Raw genomic sequence first — 16,347 nt, 5'->3', positions numbered from 1 at the left:
TCCTTATTTTTTATTTTGGTTCAAGATGAATCATTTCATTCCACAAAAAAGATGACTTGATAAAATATCTGTTAAACCATTAACAGCTTTTATCAAAGTCATCTTTTTCTTTTTGTTATTTAGTTAGTTTTTAGCATTCTCAGCTTGTTCTTTTTGTTCTTTTAAAACCGCTTTGCGTGATAAGTTAACTCTTCCTTGTTTATCAATTTCTGTTACTTTCACAAGGATTTCATCACCAATTGCTACGACGTCTTCTACTTTGCCAATTCTTTCTTCAGCAAGCTCAGAAATATGAACAAGGCCGTCTTTTCCGTTAAAGATTTCAACGAATGCACCGAATTTCTCGATTCGTTTTACTTTGCCAAGATACATTTGTCCGACAACTACTTCACGAACAATATCTTCAATAATTTGTTTTGCTTTGTTATTCATTTCATCATCAATAGAAGAAATGAATACTGTACCATCTTGCTCGATATCAATTTTAACTCCAGTTTCTTCAATGATTTTATTGATTTGTTTACCACTTGGTCCAATTACATCGCGAATTTTGTCTGGGTTAATAGACATCATTAAGATTTTTGGCGCATAAGAAGATAAAGATTCTCTAGGAGTATTGATTGTTGCCATCATGGATTCTAAAATTTGCATACGACCAATTTTTGCTTGCTGTAATGCCTCTTCTAAAATTTCACGAGATAGTCCATCAATTTTAATATCCATTTGAAGTGCTGTAACCCCTTTAGAAGTACCAGCAACTTTAAAGTCCATATCTCCTAAATGATCTTCCATTCCTTGTATGTCTGTTAAAATACTGTAGTGTTCACTAGATTTAATCAGACCCATTGCAATACCTGCAACTGGTGCTTTAATTGGCACCCCAGCATCCATCATAGCAAGCGTACTTGCACAAATACTAGCTTGTGAAGTAGAACCATTGGATTCTAATACTTCTGATACAAGTCGAATAGTATATGGGAAGTCTTTTTCAGAAGGAATGATCGGTTCTAAGGCTCTTTCCCCTAGTGCGCCATGGCCGATTTCTCTTCGTCCAGGTCCACGCATTGGTCCTGTTTCACCAACACTGAAGTTAGGGAAATTATAGTGATGCATAAACCGTTTTTCTTCTTCTACTCCAAGACCGTCCAAGATTTGTACGTCTCCTAGAGCACCTAATGTACAAATGCTTAATGCTTGCGTTTGTCCACGAGTGAACAGACCAGAACCATGTGTTCTTGGTAATAAATGAACTTCTGAAGATAGTGGGCGGATTTCTTCTAATCCACGTCCGTCTGGGCGAACTTTATCTTCCGTAATTAAACGGCGAACTTCATTTTTCACTAATTTATCTAAAATTGCTTTCACTTGCTTTAATTCTTCTTCTTCTGTTTCTTCTGCTTCATACTTTGCAATAACAGAATCTTTTACCACTTTAATAGCTGCTTCACGAGCATGCTTTTCTTGTACTCGAATGGCTTCTAGCATTTCGTTTTCACATAATGCGCGCACATCTGCTTCGATGTCTTTATCCAATTCGTATAGAACAACTTCCGTTTTCTCTTTGCCAATCTCTTCAGCAATTTTTTCTTGGAAAGCAATTAGACGTTTAATTTCATCATGACCAAACATAATTGCTTCAAGCATTACTTCTTCTGGCACTTCATCTGCACCAGCCTCAACCATGTTGATTGCATCCTTTGTACCTGCAACAGCAAGATTAATATCACTTTTCTCTGCTTGTTCTACTGTAGGATTGATTACAAATTCGCCATCGATTCTTCCAACATATACACCAGCGATTGGACCGCCAAATGGTATGTCAGAAACAGATAATGCGAGTGATGACCCAAACATTGCTGCCATTTCAGATGTACAATCTTGATCCACACTCATAACCATGCTGACTACTTGCACTTCATTACGGAAGCCATCAGCAAATAATGGTCGAATCGGTCTGTCGATTAAACGGCTTGCAAGAATCGCTCTTTCGCTTGGACGTCCTTCTCTTTTTATAAAGCCACCTGGGATTTTACCAACTGCATATAGGCGTTCTTCATAGTTTACTGTTAATGGAAAGAAGTCTAAGTTTTTCGGTTCTTTTGAAGCAGTCGCTGTGCTTAATACAGCAGTATCACCATATCGTACAAGTACTGCGCCATTTGCTTGTTTTGCTAATTGTCCAATTTCGACTGTAAGCTTTCTTCCAGCCCAGTCAATGGAATAGACATGCTTATCTTGTCCCATTCATAAACCCCTCTCTACTCATTCACTTCATGGAGGTTTCCGGTTAAATACTACCTAAAACCTACTATTTTATAAAATAAAGAATACTACCTTTAAATTTTCTCTTCTACTAGTATACACATTTTATGTAACTAAAAAACGAAATTAATTTATGTAATCTATAGAAACCATATGTTAGATTCGCATTTATTTACAATAAAAAAGCGGGAAAAATATCCCGCTTTTTTAACTATCTACGTAGACCAAGTTTGTTAATTAAAACACGGTAACGTTGAACGTCTTTATTACGTAGGTAAGTTAAAAGATTACGACGTCTACCTACCATTTTCAAAAGACCACGACGTGAGTGATGATCCTTTTTATGTGTACGTAAATGTTCATTTAAGTTATTGATTGACTCAGTAAGGACAGCGATTTGAACTTCTGGAGATCCAGTATCGTTCTCATGCGTTTTGTACTCATTGATAAGTTCGTTTTTACGTTCTTGAGTGATTGCCATCCTGTTTCACCTCCTATTTCTATTACACTAATCCCCATTTACCGAGCAAAACGTTGGTGATTCGATTTGCCAAGCAAAGGTTGTTTTTAGTACGTATTTAAGAATACCTGTTTTCTTGTGAAAAATCAAGACATAACCTTTTATTTTTTAAAATAAGCAAAGAACACAAAAGAGAGTCTGGCCAAACATCGATTCTAATAGAAACAAATAAAAGTTTCCTTACTATTACTTGTTTCTTTCTATTTACCTGTTGGAATATATTTAACCAGTATTTCCAAATCTATTTAGAATATTCCGTATTACTTTCATTTTTTTCTTATTGTGCGTTATCATAAAAATATTGTAATGCCGTTTGCTTGTCTTTTTCTATTTGGGCTACTAGTTCATCGATTCCATTGAATTTTTGTTCACTTCTGATTCGTTTATGCCATTCTACTGTTACGGAATGTCCATAGATGTCTTGATGGAAATCGAAAATATGGACTTCAATGCTGGCTGTTTTCTCTTCTGGAGTGAAGGTTGGTTTTGTGCCTAAATTACATACCCCTTCATACCACTTTCCATTTACTAATAATCGGACCGCATATACACCAAGTGGTGGCAAAATAACATCACTTGCTTGCTTTACGTTTGCTGTAGGAAAACCGATTGTTCTTCCCCGCTTATCGCCATGAATGACAGTGCCTTTTATCGTATAATATCTGCCTAATAGGGAAGGAACTTTTTCCATATCTCCATTATTAATAAGGGAACGAATCAATGTGGAACTTACTTTCTCTCCCCCAATGGTTTCTTTTCCAATAATGGTTGTTTCATATTTACCTCGTGAATGTTCCGAAAGTGTTCCAGCCGTTCCTTGAGCTTTCTTGCCATAAGTATAATCAAAACCTGCTACAACATGCTTCACATTTAAGTCAATTAAATACGTATCTACGAATTCTTGCGGTGGCAAACTAGCAAATTCAATAGTGAAATCAACAATGAATAAATAATCAATTCCTAATTTTGCTAATTCTTCCACTTTGGATTCAAAAGAGGTTAAATACTCTACTTTTTTCGTTTTTCCACCTAGCACGATAGAAGGATGGGGATCGAACGTCATAACAGCACTGCTCCATCCATTTTGATCTGCTATATTTTTTGCTTCTCCGATTACTTTTTGGTGACCAAGATGTACACCATCAAAAGAACCTAACGCAATGGAAATTGGCGGATAATCTTGCTCTTTATTTCGTTCTGAATGATTAATTCTAACTATTTTCACTACGCTACTCACCTTTTCTAGCTCTAATTTCTTTATCCCTTTTGTCACACTGTTTCAAGGTGTACGACGCATTATTCACTATTCCAAAATTTTCAATATTTTTGACGGTTTTATTAAACCATTTTTTGTTGGATGCTGAACATAGATAGCTAACGCTTCACCTGTTGTTGTTTGAATGACAATTGGCTCCTGTTCTTCTACTAAATGAGCAGGAGTTTCTAATACCGTTCCGTTTCGTACCTTCATTGCTAATGTATCATTTATTTCATATTTCGGCAAATGTAAAAGCGCGTCTTCAATCGGATAAATAAGCTTATCAACAATCCCTTTTTCTACATATTCTTCAAGCTCTTCAAAGGTCACACATTCTTTTTCCGTAAATGTTGCAGAACGTGTTCGACTTAAGTCTGACATATGGGCAGGATACCCTAATTTTTCTCCAATCATCACAGCGAGCGTTCTGATATATGTTCCTTTACTGCAGCTTACTTTAAATCGAAAGGATACGATATCACCCTTTAATTCTTTCCATTCTTCTATTAATTCTAAAGAATAAATAGTCACTTGTCTTGAAGGTCGTTCAATCACTAATCCTTGTCTTGCATATTCATAAAGCCTTTTTCCATTTACTTTTACGGCAGAATACATTGGCGGTGTTTGCGTAATTGTCCCTGTTAATTCTTGTAATATTGCCTCGATTCTTTCTCTCGTAATCGTTTCTGTTACTTCCTTTTCCTCTACCTTTTCTCCAGAACGGTCTTCTGTAGTAGTAGAGTAGCCTATCGTTACTTCTCCTACGTATTCTTTGCCAGCATCTGTTATATATTCCGCTACTTTCGTCGCTCTTCCTAAACAAATCGGCAATACCCCTGTTACATCTGGATCGAGTGTGCCAGTATGACCAATCCTCTTCATATGTAATATCTTTCGCAAACGAAAAACACAATCATGCGAAGTAAGCCCCTTCGGCTTCCATAACGGTAAAATCCCTTCCATATACCTCATCCTTTATTCATTTATAAATTTAAATAATTAATGCGAAAATAGATCTTGCTCTTTACTTGTAATGTCATTTAAAATTCTGAGTTGATTGAGGGAACTTGACTCCTGCGGGAGATGAGGGAAATAAGAGACCCGCAGGCAAAGCCGAGGAGGCTCTCATCCCTCCCCGCGGAAAGCAAGTTCCTGTAACGGAAATCAACGCGCTTTGTTCGAAAGTTAACTTTATTTAAGCCTCTATAAAAAAACTCCTATCGTCCATATCCATAACCATCATGGAAAAAGTCCGATAGGAGCATACTTATTTTTACATCTTATCTTTCGTCGTTGCTAGACGGATTTTCTTTTGCGATTTGATGCAATAATGTATCAATTCTATTTCCGTAATCTATCGACTCATCAAATTCAAAAGTAATCTCAGGAGTTTTGCGTAAACGAATGCGTTGTCCAATCTCTGAACGGATAAAACCTTTCGCTTTTGCTAATCCTTTTAGTGTATTTTCACGTTGTTCCTCATCGCCAAGTACGGAAATATACACAGTTGCTTGTTGAAGGTCACCTGTAACGTTAACATCTGTAACGGTTACAAAGCCGATGCGAGGATCTTTTATCTTACGAGTAATAATCTCGCCCAATTCCTTCTTCATTTGTTCACCAACACGATTTGGTCTTAGACTCATCGCGCAATTCACCTCATTTTATTAAAGCCATTCTATATCTGTTACCGTTCTCTCTATTTCTGGGAAAGAATCGATAAACTGCTGTGCTTGCTGCAACACACCTTCAACGGAGACACGTGCAGAAGCAACTGTAACGATAGCAATCTTTGTTCTTTGCCAAGTATCTTGAAAGTCTACCTCTGAAATAGAGATATTGTATTTTTGCTTTAAGCGGGTCATAATCCTTTGTAGGACCGCCCGCTTTTCTTTTAATGAGTGGGCATCATAAATAATGCATTCCACTGTCATTAAACCAATTATCATTTACGCTCAATTTCTTCCATAACATATGCTTCGATAATATCGCCTTCTTTAACATCGTTAAAGTTTTTGATTGTAATCCCACACTCGTAACCCTGAGCTACTTCTTTTGCATCGTCCTTAAAACGTTTTAATGCATCGATTTCGCCTTCAAAAATTACAACACCGTCACGGATTAAGCGAATGCCGCTATCTCTTGTAATTTTTCCGTCTGTTACATAGGAACCTGCAATCGTACCGATTTTAGAAACCTTGAAAGTTTGACGAATTTCAGCCTGACCAATAATTTTTTCTTGGAATTCAGGGTCAAGCATCCCTTTCATTGCCGCTTCGATTTCTTCAATTACTTTATAGATAATACGGTGTAAACGTACATCTACTTCTTCAGCATCTGCAGCTCTTTTCGCATTAACATCAGGTCGAACGTTAAATCCGATAACAATTGCATTAGATGCAGCTGCAAGTGTAATATCTGATTCATTAATGGCACCTACACCAGTATGAATAATTTTAACATTTACGCCTTCTACTTCAATTTTATAAAGAGCGGCAGCTAATGCTTCTGCTGAACCTTGAACATCGGCTTTAAGAACGATATTAATATCTTTCATTTCCCCTTGTTTCATATGTTCAAACAGATTATCAAGACTGATTCTTGTTTTTTCTGATCTTTGAGCTTGAATTGCTTGTGTAGAACGAGCTTCTCCGACTTGTCTTGCTGTTTTCTCATCATTGAAGACAACAAATCGATCACCAGCTTGTGGAACCTCGTTTAAACCAGTAATTTCAACAGGTGTTGATGGTCCTGCTGATTTCACACGTCTACCTAAATCGTTAACCATTGCACGAACGCGACCAAATGTATTTCCAACTACAATTGGATCTCCTACGCGCAATGTACCATTTTGAACTAGTAAAGTTGCGACAGAACCTTTCCCTTTATCTAGCTCTGCTTCAATAACAGTTCCAACTGCATTACGATTTGGATTAGCTTTATATTCTTCTACTTCACTTACTAATAAAATCATTTCCAGTAAAGAATCAATACCTTCACCAGTTAATGCGGAAAGTGGAACAAAGATAGTTTCCCCACCCCAAGCTTCTGGTACTAATCCATGTTCTGTTAATTCCTGCATTACTCGATCAGGATTTGCAGTTGGTTTATCCATTTTATTGACTGCCACAATAATAGGAACCTCAGCAGCCTTCGCATGGTTGATTGCTTCGATTGTCTGTGGCATAACACCATCGTCAGCAGCTACAACAAGAATGGTGATATCTGTAATTTTCGCACCACGTGCACGCATTGTAGTAAAGGCTGCGTGTCCTGGTGTATCAAGAAACGTAATTTTCTTGCCATTTTCCTCAATTTGGTATGCACCGATATGCTGGGTAATACCACCAGCTTCTCCTGCTGTTACCTTTGTATTACGGATACTGTCAAGTAATGTTGTTTTCCCGTGGTCAACGTGTCCCATGATTGTAACAACAGATGGGCGCTCTATTAATTCTGCATTTTCATCATCTGCAAAGTATACTTCTAGGTCCGTTGTATCTATTTTAATTTCTTCTTCAACTTCTACCCCGTAATCTGTACAGATTAACTCGATCGCATCTTTATCTAATTCTTGGTTGATCGTTGCCATTACACCAAGTAGGAATAATTTTTTGATGATTTCAGATGGTTCACGATGTAATTTTTTTGCTAATTCAGCAACAGTTAAAGACTCACTGAATGTAATTTTCTCTGGTAATTCTTTTTCTTTTTTCGGAGCAGGTGGAGCAACTGGAGCAGCATTTTGCTTCCCTTTGCGATTGTTATTTCTATTTTTGTTATTATTGTTGTTATTGTTTTTTGGTTTATTAAACCCTGGTTTATTATCTTTAGTATTTTTCACAGATTGATTTACTTTCCCCTTTTCAGCCATTTCATCGCTTTCTTTTTCATACTCGTCTGCGATATTTTTAGCAACCGCTTTTTGAGCCGGTGTTTTTGGCTTATTTTCTTCGTTCTTTTTATTATATACACGATCTAGTTTTTTTATTGCTTCCTCTTCCAATGTTGTCATATGGTTTGAGACTTCTACGTTCATCTCTTTTAATTTAGCAATAACATCCTTGCTTGAAATGTTATATTGTTTTGCGTATTCGTATACTCGCACTTTACTCATCATTTCACCCCCGCTAGAATTAATCGAGCAGCGTTAAAAGTTTTTTTGCAAATCCATTATCCAAAACAGCGACAACCACTCTTTGCTCTTTCCCTATTGCTTTCCCGAGGATTTCCCTATTTGAAACAAGCTTCACTGGTACTTTATAGGAACGGCACTTATCCGTGATTTTCTTTGTCGTGTTTTGTGACGCATCTTCCGACAATAATATTAGCTTTGCATTACCGCTTCTAATTTCTTTTACGGTCAATTCCTCACCTGAGGTTATTTTCCGTGCTCGATTTGCTAAGCCAAGTAATGACATCCACTTGTTATCGTTCATTTGGATTGTCTTTGCTCCTTATCTATTAGTTCTAACAGCTCCTCATAGACAGAATCATCTACTGTAACTTCTAGCTGATTAGAAAGAATATTCTTCTTCTTGGCTAATAGTACTGCTTCTCTATCCAATGAAAGATATGCTCCACGACCGGATTTTTTCCCTGTTAAATCGACGGATACATCCCCTTCTTTGGAACGAACGATGCGAACTAATTCTTTTTTCGGCCTCATTTCACCGGTAGCAACACATTTACGCATTGGTACTTTTCTTGGTTTGTTCACACACATTCACCTCTATCACTCGAAATCTTCCGTGCTTAAACGAAAATCATCCTCTTCTTCTACTTCATCATCAAATTTAATTAATGAATTTTCTGTTGGATAAATTCCAACTTCTCTTGCTTCCGATTCAGATTTGATATCAATTTTCCAGCCAGTAAGCTTCGCTGCTAAGCGTGCATTTTGGCCTCTCTTACCAATTGCCAATGACAATTGATAATCTGGAACAATCACAGTAGTTGCTTTGTCTTCTTCATTCACAATTACTTCTAATACTTTTGAAGGGCTTAATGCATTTGCGACAAATACTGTTGGGTCACTAGACCACTTAACAATATCAATCTTTTCCCCTTTTAACTCATTTACAATCGTCTGCACACGAGTTCCTTTAGGACCTACACATGAACCTACTGGATCTACTTCTTCATTTTCTGAATGAACGGAAATTTTGGAACGATCTCCAGCTTCACGAGCAACCGATTTGATTTCTACTGTGCCATCATAAATTTCTGGCACTTCCATCTCAAATAATCTTTTTAGTAAACCTGGATGTGTTCTAGAAACAAAGATTTGTGGACCTTTTGTTGTCTTTTCCACTTTTGTTAAGAACACTTTGATTCTATCATGTGGTTTATAATGCTCATTTGGCATTTGTTCATTTGTAGGCAAGATTGCTTCAATTTTTCCTAAGCTTACATAAATAAATTTGCTATCTTGACGTTGAACAATCCCTGTCATGATGTCTTCTTCGCGATCGATAAATTCGGAATAGATAATTCCTCTTTCTGCCTCACGAACTCTTTGTGTAACTACTTGTTTTGCAGTTTGCGCTGCAATACGACCAAAATCTTTTGGTGTAACTTCTAATTCCACAATATCTTCTACTTCATAGTTCGGATTAATTTTTTGTGCATCTTCCAAAGAAATTTCCAGACGTGGATCAAATACCTCATCTACTACTTCTTTTCTAGCAAATACACGCATAGAACCGGCACCTAAATTCAAATCAATTCGCACATTTTGTGCCTGGTTAAAATTGCGGCGATAAGCAGAGATCAATGCCGCTTCCATTGCATCCATGATCACTTCTCGTGATATTCCTTTTTCTTTTTCAAGTAACACTAGAGCATCAACTAATTCACTGCTCATGAGCGTGTATCCCCCTTTATTCTCTATTATCAATAATGAAATGACCGTAAGTTAGCGAAGCTTTTTCTTAAAGCTTCTTAATTAAGGTCCTTTATAAATTATGAAAAAGTAACTGCAAGCCTTGCTTTAGCAACTTTTTCGTATGGGATCTCAATCGTTTTCTTTCTTGTCTTTATTTTGACTTCGACTGTCACCATTTTTCCATCAAAAGCTGTTAAGATTCCTTCAAAGGTTTTTTCGTTTTCAATTGGTTCATATGTTTTAATATAAACATTTTTCCCGATTGCCTTTTCGAAATCTTTGTCTTTTTTTAATGGTCGTTCTGCTCCAGGTGAAGAAACCTCTAAAAAGTAGTTCTCTGAAATCGGATCGACTTCATCTAGCTTTTCACTTAGTTTTTCACTAACAACTGCACATTCATCAATATCCACGCCAGTTTCTTTGTCAATGTAAACACGTAAAAACCAGTTTGGTCCCTCTTTTACATATTCAACATCTACTAATTCTAAATGTAGTTCATCTAAAATGGGATGTGCCATTTCTTCCACTATTTGTGTTACTTTGCTCAAAATTTTTCCCTCCTTAAGCAAGGAACCTTATTATGTTTTTAGAGTCAACTTAGTAAACTAAAATATGTACACTTGTTGCTCAATTCTCAAATTAGTGTGATACCATTCACTTCTGATTTTAGGAAAAAACCCTAATACAAACAGGAAAGAGTGGGTTGCCCCACTCTCCATTCGCGAAAGTTATCCTTAGTATTTCCAATTAAACTATACCATAACCGCTTCATTTATGCAAATGAAAGTCCGTTATTACAACGTTTCTTCCGACTTCTAAAAAATCTATTAGAATAAGGAAAGCTGATTTTGGTCTGGCATATCTGCCAAGCAACCGTGATTGTCAAGATATTGCATAATGGTTTTAGAAACTTTTCCCCGTTGCTGTAAATCCTCTTTTGATAAAAACTCCCCATTTTTTCTAGCTTCCACAATATTTATTGCAGCATTTGTTCCCAATCCTGGGATACTATTGAATGGTGGAATAAGAGAATTACCTTCAATAATAAATTCAGTAGCACTAGATTTATATAAATCAACCTTTTTAAAGGAATAGCCCCTTTCTACCATTTCAAAGGCTAGCTCCATTACAGTTAATAAGTTCTTCTCTTTCGTTGATGCGTCTAACCCTTTTGCACTTATATCATCTATTACTGCTTTAATACTATGGGAGCCTTTCACCATTGCATCAACATCAAAATCATCGGCACGAACAGTGAAATATGCAGCGTAATAAAGCAATGCATGATGCACTTTGAAATAAGCAATCCTTACTGCCATTAATACGTAAGCAGCGGCATGCGCCTTCGGGAACATATATTTTATCTTTTTGCAAGAATCAATATACCATTCTGGTACTTCGTTCTTTCTCATTTCTTCTTCCATCTCATCTGATAGACCTTTCCCTTTACGCACACTTTCCATGATTTTGAAAGCGAAACTTGGATCCAGTCCTTGATAGATTAGATAAACCATAATGTCATCACGACATCCTATTACTTCACTTAAGTTACAAATATTATTATGAATAAGTTCTTGGGCATTGCCTAGCCAAACATCTGTACCGTGAGATAGACCAGATATCTGTACTAACTCAGAAAACGTTGTCGGCTTTGTATCTTCTAGCATTTGTCGAACAAATTTTGTTCCAAACTCAGGGATACCAAATGTACCTGTTTTACAATAAATTTGTTCTGGGGTTACCCCAAGTGACTCCGTACCACTGAATATTTTCATTACTTCTGGATCATCTGTCGGAATTGTCTTAGGGTCAATCCCACTTAAATCTTGAAGCATTCTGATAACAGTCGGATCATCATGTCCTAGAATATCAAGCTTCAGTACATTATCATGGATAGAATGGAAATCAAAATGGGTTGTTTTCCATTCGGAATTTCGATCATCTGCTGGAAATTGAATCGGCGTAAAGTCATAAACATCCATATAATCCGGAATAACAATGATTCCCCCTGGATGCTGTCCAGTTGTTCGCTTAACACCCGTACAGCCAGATGCTAATCGGTCAATTTCCGCACCGCGAATTTGCAAATTATTATCGTTTTGATATGCCTTAACATAACCATATGCTGTTTTATCAGCTACAGTACCTATTGTTCCTGCACGGTATACATACTCATCACCAAACAGTACTTTTGTATAGTTATGGGCGATTGGCTGATATTCACCGGAAAAATATGGCAATAGGTAAGCCTTTGATGTCATCTCTAGCTTTTCCCCTGCCCCACACCGTACGTGACCCTTTCGGTGTCATACGGCGCTCTATCGTCTTTATATTTACGATAATTAGATCACTACCGCTCGGAATCCTACTACCTTGCGTAGTGCATTGAGTTTCTTTAATGCTTTGGCGTCTAGTGTATTGACATGATAATAGTTTGACCAGTTGTTCTGTTTCCAGTGTTCCTTTTCAAGTTTTGGAAAGCGAGAAGAATATTTTCTTCTGAGATGATTAAATCGTACAGCTTATTAAAATACCTTCCATTTTTACTTTCAGCATACAAATGGTCAAATGTGTCTTGAACATTGAAATATTCGTTATTTCTTAGCTTTTGAACCATTAAGTCAGCCAACTAATCACCTCCAAGAAAGGCTTTCGTTTCTATTTAGTCATACAAGAATACTGACTTGTGTAGGATTTGTATCGTAAAAGACTACTCAAGCCCTTCCCTCAGAACTGTTTTTCCCTCGGACCTATTCAGTATATTTGGTCGTCATCAGCAGTTCCTACAATCGGTACTACGGCTTTACTGCCACTTCGACAAATCTTCATTATACTCAAGCTGAGCTTTTTGAAGAACGACTTTCAATCGGTGTGTAATCACCTCAAGTCTCCGAAGCTTCCCACGTTCCGTTAACTCTATCTATACATACTTCCGTAGGTTTCCTCTAAACTCCGTCTAGCTTGATAGCTCCTATAAAGCTATATGGATTTTCATAACCTAACGTTTACTCATCCACACTAGAAAGTCCTATTAGGACCCCTAAGCATTTCTACTTAGTGACATTCACGAAGAGTCAGTCGAGGATTCGTCCAGATAACTCTATCCATACTAACCATAGAAGTTTTGTAGACACCCGGCCTATCGTTTACAACTCTATTAGGGTCTTGCCTCACCATTATGTGTTAGGGTAAACTTCAGCCGACTTTAGCGGGCTTCAAACGAGTTTAACTATTTACATTATTTCCTTCGCTTGCCGCAGATTCAGTGAGTGTGTTTCAAGGCGTTACCCTATCATTCCACACTTTGAGTTAACAGTTCTCCTAGCAAAAGCTAGTGACCAATCTTTTCAATTGATAACGTGGCGCACTCAAATCAATATCAGGTACCTTATCCCCTTTAAATCCAAGGAACGTTTCAAACGGAATATCATGACCATCTTTCTTCAACCGCGCCCCACAGTTAGGACAATTTTTATCCGGCAAGTCAAATCCAGAACCAACAGAACCATCATTAAAGAACTCCGAATATTTACATTCTGCGCAAATATAATGAGGAGGAAGTGGGTTTACCTCGGTTATTTCTGTCATCGTGGCGACAAAAGAAGAACCAACAGATCCACGGGAACCTACTAAATATCCATCATCTAATGATTTTTTCACGAGTTTATGAGAAATCAAATAAATAACGGCAAATCCATGACCAATAATACTCTTCAGTTCTTTTTCCAAACGGGCTTCTACGATTTCAGGAAGTTCATCCCCATAAATCCGTCTTGCCATTCCATAGCTCATTTCCCGCATTTCTTCTTCAGAGCCTTCAATTTTTGGTGTATAAAGATCATCCTTGATTGGTTTAATGACATCAATCATATCAGCGATTTTATTTGTATTTGTGACGACTATTTCCTTTGCCTTTTCTTTGCCGAGGAAGGTGAAACAGTCTAACATTTCATTCGTTGTTCTAAAATGTACATCTGGAAGCTTATGGCGATTCAGTGGATTCGCTCCACCTTGTGATCCAACCAAAATTTCTCGATAAATCTTATCATTTGGATTTTGATAATGAACATTTCCCGTTGCGACAACAGGTATGTCTAATTTATCGCCTAGCTTTACGATATTACCGATTATTTCTTCTAATGCTTTTTCATCTTGCACTAGCTCCATTTCGATTAAATGAGCATAAACCTCTTTTGGCATTACCTCTAAATAATCATAAAATGGGGCAATATCTTCTACTTCTTCAGGAGCCTTTTGCATCATCGCTTCAAAGACTTCCCCTTTATCGCAGGCTGAGCCTACTAGCAAACCTTCTCTATATTTTTCCAACACAGATCTCGGAATACGGGGAACACGATAGAAGTAATTAATATGGGCAATTGATACGAGCTTAAATAGATTTTTTAAGCCAACCTCGGTTTGTGCAAGGACGGTACAGTGATAAGGACGAGCTCTTTGGTATGCATTTCCCTGCCCCATATTATCATTTAATTGATTATGATTAAGAATTCCCTTTTCAGAAGCATCCTTCAGCATTTTCAACGCAAGATACCCCGTCGCCTCTGCATCATATATCGCGCGGTGATGCTGGGTTAATTCAATATCAAATTTCTTCGCTAATGTATTCAACCGGTGATTTTTCATTTCCGGATATAAGAATCTACCTAATTCCAATGTATCAATGACCGCATTTGTCGATTTTGGCAATCCCGCTTTCTGGTAACCGACATTTAAAAACCCAACGTCAAACGAAGCATTATGGGCAACCAAAATACTATCGCCTGTCCACTCTGCAAACTTACGTAAGACAATATCAATTTCAGGTGCACTTTCTACCATATCATCAGTAATACCGGTTAAATTTATCGTTGTCGCAGAAAGGCGATGATGCGGATTTGCAAATGACTCAAATCGATCAATGATTTCCCCATTATGAATCTTCACTGCTGCAAGCTCAATAATCGTGTTATATACGGCTGAAAGTCCTGTTGTCTCAACGTCAAATACCACATACGTGGCATCATCTAGCACGATATCCTTTGGATTATAGGCAATCGGTACACCATCGTCCACTAGATTCATCTCTACTCCGTAAAGAATTTTGACATCGTTTTTCTTTCCAGCTCCAAACGCTTCTGGGAATGATTGCGCAACAGCGTGGTCTGTGATAGCTATCGCTTTGTGCCCCCATTTTTTCGCTTGCCCAACAAGTGTAGCAACAGATGAAACTGCATCCATTTGACTCATTGGAGTATGAAGATGCAATTCTACTCTCTTTTCATCCTCTTTTGCTGTATCTTTCCGTTCAACAGCCTTTATTTCATTTAAATCATTTCCAATCATCACTAAATCACGAACGAAGGTATCATTTTGAATACTTCCACGTGCTCTGAGCCACATACCCTTTTTGACTAATTGGAAAAGTGCTGCATCTTCTTTATCACGAGAGAACATTTTTACGAGAATAGAACTTGTGTAATCTGTAATTTTAAAGGTTAGAAGTGTCCGTCCACTACGAAGCTCTTTTGTTTCAGCAAAAAAGACATAGCCTTGGACCGTCACACGTCTTTCTTCATCCACTATCTCTTCCATACGGCGATAGTCACTATCATCCTTAATCGTTAATCCAATTGTTAATGGACCACTAGGTATTGGAGAATCGCCGGCTTCTTTTTCAGCTTCCATCTTCTGAATGTCTAATAATGCTTGCTTTCCTCTTTCCTCGTCCTCTTTTTGCTTCGCTAGTAAAAATTGTTCATACTCTGAATTCGATTTTTCCTGTACAATTTCTGTATCTAAACTCATTGCAGGAAAACCAAAATATTGATAGGCATCGGTAATCAAGTTAGCATATTTTCGTTTAATCGCTAAACCTTCCATTTCATTTCTCACTTGAATGGTTAGCTTATTTCCATTAAATTGAGGCACTTGCTCATTTAATAATTTTAAAAGCGGTGGAGAGATTCCTTGCATTTCCTCTATACATGCAGACCAATAGTCACGAATTAATACATCTGTGACGATTCCATTTCTTACTCGAATATCATACGTAATAGTAGCAATATGAGAAAAGCTACTTCTTAACTTTGCAGTAAATAATTGATAGACTTGAAATGGAATGATATCGTCAAACAAAAAATGAAAATGCCATTTCTTGGATCGCTTTTCGACAACAATTTTTTCAATGCTGGCGTTGCGAAAATGGGAAATATATTGATCGTCTGTGAATTGCAATTGCTGCAACAAAATCTGGAAACGATCTACTTTCCCCTGTATATCACTCATTTATGTCGCTCCTTCCAATCTTACTAAATTCTATAAAAATAATTATAGCACAGAAAATCTGTTCTTTTACTTAATGCAGTTTAGCATACAATCGAATACACAAAAAGAAAAAGATTTAGCAATTGGCTAAATCTT

The 16,347-nt window shown here is 37.2% G+C and carries 12 protein-coding genes and 2 pseudogenes; all 14 read right to left on the bottom strand.

The window, feature by feature from the left end; genetic code table 11:
• Window positions 1-123: 123 nt before the first annotated feature.
• Complete coding sequence (gene pnp / locus ADJ83_RS06685) at window positions 124-2,244, bottom strand: polyribonucleotide nucleotidyltransferase (RefSeq protein ID WP_031534571.1); 2,121 nt, start codon at window positions 2,242-2,244, stop codon at window positions 124-126.
• 229 nt (window positions 2,245-2,473) lie between these two features.
• The gene (rpsO, locus tag ADJ83_RS06680; RefSeq protein WP_016201171.1) at window positions 2,474-2,743 is read right to left on the bottom strand and encodes a 30S ribosomal protein S15; all 270 of its coding nucleotides are present in this window, start codon (window positions 2,741-2,743) and stop codon (window positions 2,474-2,476) included.
• Window positions 2,744-3,059: 316 nt separating this feature from the next.
• The gene (gene ribF, locus ADJ83_RS06675; protein ID WP_031534569.1) at window positions 3,060-4,007 is read right to left on the bottom strand and encodes a bifunctional riboflavin kinase/FAD synthetase; all 948 of its coding nucleotides are present in this window, start codon (window positions 4,005-4,007) and stop codon (window positions 3,060-3,062) included.
• Window positions 4,008-4,085: 78 nt separating this feature from the next.
• Window positions 4,086-5,003: a tRNA pseudouridine(55) synthase TruB gene (gene truB, locus ADJ83_RS06670; protein ID WP_031534567.1), complete on the bottom strand. Its 918-nt coding sequence runs from the start codon at window positions 5,001-5,003 to the stop codon at window positions 4,086-4,088.
• Between the two features lie 317 nt (window positions 5,004-5,320).
• A complete protein-coding gene (rbfA, locus tag ADJ83_RS06665; RefSeq protein WP_031534565.1) occupies window positions 5,321-5,686 on the bottom strand; it encodes a 30S ribosome-binding factor RbfA in 366 nt (121 codons plus the stop codon).
• A 21-nt stretch (window positions 5,687-5,707) separates the two neighbouring features.
• On the bottom strand, window positions 5,708-5,989 hold the full coding sequence (locus ADJ83_RS06660; protein WP_031534563.1) for a DUF503 domain-containing protein: 282 nt from the start codon (window positions 5,987-5,989) through the stop codon (window positions 5,708-5,710).
• Window positions 5,986-8,157 carry a translation initiation factor IF-2 gene (infB, locus tag ADJ83_RS06655; protein ID WP_031534562.1) on the bottom strand — a complete coding sequence of 724 codons (2,172 nt, stop codon included), beginning with the start codon at window positions 8,155-8,157 and terminating at the stop codon, window positions 5,986-5,988. The genes ADJ83_RS06660 and infB overlap by 4 nt, the downstream gene beginning before the upstream one ends.
• A gap of 19 nt (window positions 8,158-8,176) precedes the next feature.
• The gene (locus tag ADJ83_RS06650) at window positions 8,177-8,479 is read right to left on the bottom strand and encodes a YlxQ family RNA-binding protein (protein ID WP_016201165.1); all 303 of its coding nucleotides are present in this window, start codon (window positions 8,477-8,479) and stop codon (window positions 8,177-8,179) included.
• Window positions 8,476-8,760, bottom strand: a complete 285-nt coding sequence (rnpM, locus tag ADJ83_RS06645) for an RNase P modulator RnpM (protein WP_031534561.1) — start codon at window positions 8,758-8,760, stop codon at window positions 8,476-8,478. Before rnpM ends, ADJ83_RS06650 begins: the two co-directional genes overlap by 4 nt.
• 15 nt (window positions 8,761-8,775) lie before the next feature.
• Complete coding sequence (nusA, locus tag ADJ83_RS06640) at window positions 8,776-9,906, bottom strand: transcription termination factor NusA (RefSeq protein ID WP_031534559.1); 1,131 nt, start codon at window positions 9,904-9,906, stop codon at window positions 8,776-8,778.
• A 98-nt stretch (window positions 9,907-10,004) separates the two neighbouring features.
• Window positions 10,005-10,478: a ribosome maturation factor RimP gene (rimP, locus tag ADJ83_RS06635; RefSeq protein ID WP_192840931.1), complete on the bottom strand. Its 474-nt coding sequence runs from the start codon at window positions 10,476-10,478 to the stop codon at window positions 10,005-10,007.
• A gap of 276 nt (window positions 10,479-10,754) precedes the next feature.
• Window positions 10,755-12,158 (bottom strand): annotated as a pseudogene (locus ADJ83_RS06630) (PolC-type DNA polymerase III); the annotation flags it as partial.
• Between the two features lie 179 nt (window positions 12,159-12,337).
• Entirely contained in the window at window positions 12,338-12,556 is a 219-nt protein-coding gene (locus tag ADJ83_RS06625) for a hypothetical protein (protein WP_031534554.1), read from the bottom strand.
• A gap of 737 nt (window positions 12,557-13,293) precedes the next feature.
• A pseudogene (locus ADJ83_RS06620) lies at window positions 13,294-16,212 on the bottom strand (PolC-type DNA polymerase III); the annotation flags it as partial.
• Window positions 16,213-16,347 lie beyond the last annotated feature (135 nt).

Origin of the sequence: Bacillus sp. 522_BSPC, from assembly GCF_001076885.1 — a bacterium.
Lineage (GTDB): Bacteria > Bacillota > Bacilli > Bacillales > Cytobacillaceae > Niallia > Niallia hominis.
Note: the sequence above shows the minus strand (reverse complement) of the source record. Positions and strands in the feature narration are given on the sequence as shown.